The organism is Bacillus sp. JJ1521, from assembly GCF_036965165.1.
GTDB lineage: Bacteria > Bacillota > Bacilli > Bacillales > Bacillaceae_L > Ferdinandcohnia.
Window position 1 is genome coordinate 1 of the sequence record NZ_JBALOX010000025.1, and the last position, 5,289, is coordinate 5,289.

Sequence of the window (5,289 nt, forward strand, 5' to 3'; positions counted from 1 at the left end):
CCCAGGGCTTCAAGCTCCTGCATAACCGTTTCGAAATCCATAACTTTGTACTTCCTTCCCGAATATTATTACCCTATTAGTTTAACCAACTAGCACATATATAAAGTACCATACTTCTCAATTTTACCATTAATCATATTTTCTTCTTTATTATTTGTTGATATTGCCCTCTAACAAATCAAAAAGCGTAGTATGATCTAATAGCTCCGCGATTTTATCTCTAATAAGTGCCCATAAGGGTTTTAGTAGACAGCCTGATTCTAATGGACAGCTTTCATAGGATGTAATACTTACACATCCCATGGGTGCCAGTGGTCCTTCTAAGTTTCGAATGACTTCTCCAATTATAATGTCATTCGTGCCTCTGCTTAATTTGTAACCGCCGTTCACACCTCTTTTACTTTGTACATAACCATTTCTTTTCATCTGCAAAAGAATCTGTTCTAAGTAATTAACGGGTACAAGTGTTTTCTCCGATATCTCCTCTATATTTATTAATTGATTTTCCTTTATACCCAGATAAATTAGTGCTCGTAATGCATATTCTCCCCTACTCGAAACCTTCATTTACGATCTCCCCTTTTAAAAAAAAGCATATTTTTTTTAGATAAGCACCCACCCAAAGCATACGTCATATCTTAGGTTAGAAACTTGATTAGATTAGTCGACAATTAGAAATTATTATATTCATTTCTAGTCTATTCAGGATTGTAAGAAAAAGGAGAGATTCATATGAAAAGGTTGATTTTGCTTGCTTTAATAGGGTTAGTCGCACAGTTAGTAGATGGTTCTTTAGGAATGGCATATGGGGTGACATCTACATCATTGTTGCTTATGTTTGGAATTGCACCAGCTGTTGCCTCAGCATCCGTCCATATGGCTGAAGTCGTAACAACAGCCGCCTCAGGTGTATCACATATAAAATTTGGAAATGTTGATAAACAAGTAGTGTACAAATTAATAATACCCGGCTCAATAGGTGCTTTTCTAGGAGCTTGTTTCTTAAGCAGTATTCCTGGCGATATTATCAAGCCATACGTATCTATTTTCTTATTAATTTTGGGCGTTTTTGTCATTTATAAATTCCTCTTTAGGTTTAACTCAAACAGAAAAACCTCAACTAAGAAATGGACAAAAAAACAGTTTGTTCCACTTGGTTTTATAGCTGGTTTCTTCGATGCAACAGGTGGTGGAGGTTGGGGACCAATTGCCACTCCAGTTTTATTAACAGGTAATAAAATGGAGCCAAGAAAAGTAATCGGCTCAGTTGATACAAGTGAATTTGCTATAGCTGTTTCATCTACACTTGGTTTTCTTTTAACATTGGGCTGGTCCAATATTAATCTCCAATGGGTTCTAGCGTTGATGATTGGTGGGGTCATTGCAGCTCCAATTGCAGCGTGGTTGGTCAAAATTATTCCTACCAACCTTTTAGGTACACTTGTCGGCGGTTTAATCATTTTAACAAATATTAGGACTTTATTAGGTGCATTAGATATATCCCAAATCGTAAGTCTTTACACGTATATCACTCTTGCAGCCCTATGGCTTATAGCAATAGTAAGTGTAATTTGGAAGATAAAAAAAAGGAAGCTTTAATAATAAACAGACATTGGATTAAAACGAATTAGCACAAGGAGGAAAAATCTCTTTGTGCTTAAATCGTTACTATTCATTATCTGTTTCCTGATTTTCTAAGACAAGTGCGGTGTTATTATTATTTATGAGAGACTCGACGTCAAAGGAATCGTTATCGTCCTCTCCTCTCAGTATTTGGTTAATCTTTATATTAGCTGTTTCTGCTTCTTGTTTCCTGTTTTTCATTTCGATACCTCCCGGAATTGTTTTTCCTTTAAAATTTCTATTCGTTTAAATCATATCTTTTCCCTTTTATTAAATATAGGATGCTTTCTGAGATGTTAGTTGAATGGTCTGCAACTCTTTCTACATTTCTGCAAATGAAAGACAATTGGGCAATTTGTGAAATAGATTCAGGCTTTTGGGTCATCAGCTCTAATAATTCCTTAATCAGTCTTCCATATGCTTCATCTACTTCGTCATCGATCTTAGCAACATTTTTTGCGAGTTCGACATCTTCCTCGTTGTAAGCCCTAAGAGAATCAGCAACCATTTTATTGGCTACCTCTGCGACTCGTGGTATATCCTCGATTGGTTTAATCAGTTGTTCAGTTCCAATCCGGATGACTGATTTAGCAATATTTACTGCTAAATCCCCAACTCTTTCAAGGTCTGAGGAAATTTTAGTCGCAACAACGACTCTTCTAAGATCAATAGCTACTGGTGCTTGCTGTGCAATTAACAAAATAGCTTTATCATTGATTTCTTCTTCCAATAAATTTAGCCGAGAGTCATTTTCAATAATTTTTAATGCTTTGTCTATGTCCTGATTCTTTAATGCCTCAATGGATTGACCAACTGCTTCTTGTGCTTGACTGCCTAAGTGTATGACCATCTCTTTTAGCTCGTTAAGCTCTGCTTGAAATGTCGCTCGTATCTGCATCGCAATCACCCCCTATTTTTAGCCAAATCGGCCAGTGATATAATCCTCTGTTTCCTTTTTATCCGGGTTTGAAAACATTTTGCTTGTATTTGTAAACTCAATGACTTCACCACTCAAGAAAAATGCAGTTTTTTCTGAGATTCTCGCAGCTTGTTGCATATTATGAGTCACAATGATGATGCTGTAATTCTTTTTCAATTCTTGAACCAAATCCTCGACTTTTAAAGTAGAGATAGGATCAAGTGCTGAAGTGGGTTCGTCCATTAATATTACATCAGGTTCAATTGCCAGACACCTTGCAATACAAAGACGCTGTTGTTGTCCCCCAGACATTCCATAGGCGTTTTCTTTTAAACGATCTTTAACCTCATCCCATATTGCAGCACCGCGCAGACTTTTTTCTACAATTTCATCTAATACCTTTTTATTACGAATCCCATGTATTCGCGGTCCGTATGCAATATTCTCATAGATCGATTTTGGAAAAGGATTCGGTTTCTGAAACACCATTCCCACATTGGTCCTTAATGCCTCAACTGGATAGGATTTGTTAAAAATATTTTTCCCTCGGTACAAGATTTCTCCAGAAGTACGAACAATAGGTATTAATTCAACCATTCTGTTTAAGGTTTTAAGATATGTAGATTTCCCACACCCGGAGGGACCAATAATTGCTGTTACTTCATTTTCTGCAATTTGAAGGTTAATTTCCTTCAGGGCCTGATTTTCTCCATACCATAAGTTTAAATTTTTCGTATCATAAACGATATTCTTGTTGGTATTTGTTGGTTCAGCCTTCTTATTGATTCCTTGTACAAATTTCTGCTTATTTTCAGTCTCAACTGGCATTTTTTTCTTCCTCCAGTAGGTTACGGTTAATACCTTTTTTGAAATTTATTTCGGATAATTACTGCAATAGAGTTCATGATCAAGAGTATTAGTAGTAGGATGATAATTGTAGCAGCAGCTAAATTGGCATATTCCGCCACTAATGCTGAGTCTAATGTCCAATAATAAATTTGTATTGGTAAAACGGTAAACTTGTCAAAAATGGAATTTGGAAATGGAATTAAAAGCGCTGGAATTCCAACTACAACAAGTGGAGCTGTTTCACCAACGGCGCGAGATAAAGCTAAAATAACTCCAGTTAAAATTCCTGGTATTGCAGCAGGAAGTACCACCTTTTTTATTGTCTGCCATTTTGTTGCTCCCATTCCATACGAAGCTTCCCGTAAAAACTGAGGAACTGAACGCAGTGCCTCCTGACTCGCTACCACTACGATAGGAAGTACGAGTAGTGACATCGTAAGACCTCCAGCAAGTACAATATTGCCAAGACCCATCGTTCTTACAAAGACTGTCATCCCTAGAATCCCAAAAACAATCGAAGGAACACCTGCTAAATTTGAAATATTTGTTTGAATAAAGGATTGCAATCGCCCTTTTGTTGCATATTCCTCTAAGTAAATCGCTGTACCAATTCCAAGAATCATTGTTACTGGGACAACAACAATCATCAGCCACACTGTTCCTAAAATGGCACCCATTATTCCCGCTCTTTCTGGAACAGTGGATAGTTTGTTGGTCAGAAAACCTATATTAATCCAACCAAGCCCGTCCGATAGAACACGGTAAAACAGCGTTACTAGAACAACTAGTCCTAATAATGTAGCTAAGAGGAAAATGTTTTTCGTTATTCGATTCGTATGTAATCGAGCACCCATCCTTTTCAGCACAAGATCCTTATCCACATATTTCATAATTAATACCCCTCCCTAAATCGTTTGGAGATATAACGGGCAATGAGATTCATAATTAATGTAAAGACAAATAACGTTAATGCAACTGCATATAAGCTATAGTATAAAGTTGAACCAGCTGCTGCCTCTCCGCCGGTTACCTCAACAATATAAGCGGTCATTGTTTGCATGGATTGCGTTACATCAAACGTGAAATTTTTAGAGCTTCCACTGGCAATGGTTACGATCATTGTTTCACCAATGGCTCTTGAAATCCCAAGTACAAAGGATGCGATAATTCCAGAAAGCGCAGCCGGGATTACAACGCGACGAGTTACCTCAAGCCTTGTTGCACCTAAGGCCAAAGCCCCTTCTCTCATTGCATTCGGTACAGAACTCATGGCATCTTCGGAGAGAGACGCAATCATCGGGATAATCATTACTCCCATAACAATTCCTGGACTAAGAATATTTGTCGCTTCTAATCCGGGGATAAACGATCGCAATAAAGGCGTAACAAAGGTAAATGCAAAGAACCCATAGACAATGGTTGGAATCCCGGCTAGTATCTCCAACAGTGGTTTTAATGTTCTTCTAATCTTTTCTGACGCATATTCACTTAAATAAATAGCTGACATGATCCCAATCGGTATCGCTACTAGCATGGCAATCGTTGAGGAAATCACTGTACCAGTCAATAAAGGTAATATACCAAATTGTGCATTAGCACCCAGAGGTTTTAACTTGGTACCCGTAAAAAAATCAAGAAATGGCACATCTCTAAAAAAATGAACCGCTTCCTTTAAAAGGATATATAGAATTCCAATTGTCGTAAGAATTGAGATGATTGCAATAATAAATAATAACCTAGGCATAAACTTTTCAGTTACACTATTAAAGCTTACCTTTCTCCTATTTTCTTGAATCATCTCTCTTACCTTTAAATCCTTTTGACTCCCCATTTCCTAACTCCCTTTCACCCATCAAATACGCCTTGACGTATTTGCACCCAGATTTTAGGCCCACAGG

At 37.4% G+C, this 5,289-nt stretch carries 7 protein-coding genes; 1 reads left to right on the top strand and 6 read right to left on the bottom strand.

Annotated elements, in window-relative coordinates; all coding sequences use genetic code 11:
• Positions 1-150 precede the first annotated feature (150 nt).
• Positions 151-567 carry an RrF2 family transcriptional regulator gene (locus V7147_RS04665; RefSeq protein WP_335366698.1) on the bottom strand — a complete coding sequence of 139 codons (417 nt, stop codon included), beginning with the start codon at positions 565-567 and terminating at the stop codon, positions 151-153.
• A gap of 165 nt (positions 568-732) precedes the next feature.
• Between V7147_RS04665 and V7147_RS04670 the strand changes: the two genes are divergently transcribed.
• Positions 733-1,599 carry a sulfite exporter TauE/SafE family protein gene (locus tag V7147_RS04670; RefSeq protein ID WP_335366699.1) on the top strand — a complete coding sequence of 289 codons (867 nt, stop codon included), beginning with the start codon at positions 733-735 and terminating at the stop codon, positions 1,597-1,599.
• 69 nt (positions 1,600-1,668) lie between these two features.
• On the opposite strand, the gene V7147_RS04675 is transcribed toward V7147_RS04670, so the two are convergent.
• From V7147_RS04675 to pstC, 5 genes are read right to left on the bottom strand one after another with little or no spacing between them, the layout of a single operon-like run.
• The gene (locus V7147_RS04675; protein ID WP_335366700.1) at positions 1,669-1,824 is read right to left on the bottom strand and encodes a hypothetical protein; all 156 of its coding nucleotides are present in this window, start codon (positions 1,822-1,824) and stop codon (positions 1,669-1,671) included.
• A 37-nt stretch (positions 1,825-1,861) separates the two neighbouring features.
• Positions 1,862-2,521 carry a phosphate signaling complex protein PhoU gene (gene phoU, locus V7147_RS04680; protein WP_335366701.1) on the bottom strand — a complete coding sequence of 220 codons (660 nt, stop codon included), beginning with the start codon at positions 2,519-2,521 and terminating at the stop codon, positions 1,862-1,864.
• Positions 2,522-2,539: 18 nt separating this feature from the next.
• Positions 2,540-3,370 (bottom strand): phosphate ABC transporter ATP-binding protein PstB, encoded by an 831-nt coding sequence (gene pstB, locus V7147_RS04685; RefSeq protein WP_335366702.1) that lies wholly within the window; start codon positions 3,368-3,370, stop codon positions 2,540-2,542.
• Positions 3,371-3,396: 26 nt separating this feature from the next.
• Entirely contained in the window at positions 3,397-4,281 is an 885-nt protein-coding gene (pstA, locus tag V7147_RS04690; RefSeq protein WP_335366703.1) for a phosphate ABC transporter permease PstA, read from the bottom strand.
• Positions 4,282-4,283: 2 nt separating this feature from the next.
• Positions 4,284-5,222, bottom strand: a complete 939-nt coding sequence (pstC, locus tag V7147_RS04695; RefSeq protein WP_335366704.1) for a phosphate ABC transporter permease subunit PstC — start codon at positions 5,220-5,222, stop codon at positions 4,284-4,286.
• Positions 5,223-5,289: the final 67 nt, after the last annotated feature.

Coding starts and splice junctions, on each gene's coding strand:
- V7147_RS04665 (WP_335366698.1), bottom strand. CDS start 567: ATGAAGGTTTCGAGTAGGGGAGAATATGCATTACGAGCACTAATTTAT.
- V7147_RS04670 (WP_335366699.1), top strand. CDS start 733: ATGAAAAGGTTGATTTTGCTTGCTTTAATAGGGTTAGTCGCACAGTTA.
- V7147_RS04675 (WP_335366700.1), bottom strand. CDS start 1,824: ATGAAAAACAGGAAACAAGAAGCAGAAACAGCTAATATAAAGATTAAC.
- phoU (WP_335366701.1), bottom strand. CDS start 2,521: ATGCAGATACGAGCGACATTTCAAGCAGAGCTTAACGAGCTAAAAGAG.
- pstB (WP_335366702.1), bottom strand. CDS start 3,370: ATGCCAGTTGAGACTGAAAATAAGCAGAAATTTGTACAAGGAATCAAT.
- pstA (WP_335366703.1), bottom strand. CDS start 4,281: ATGAAATATGTGGATAAGGATCTTGTGCTGAAAAGGATGGGTGCTCGA.
- pstC (WP_335366704.1), bottom strand. CDS start 5,222: ATGGGGAGTCAAAAGGATTTAAAGGTAAGAGAGATGATTCAAGAAAAT.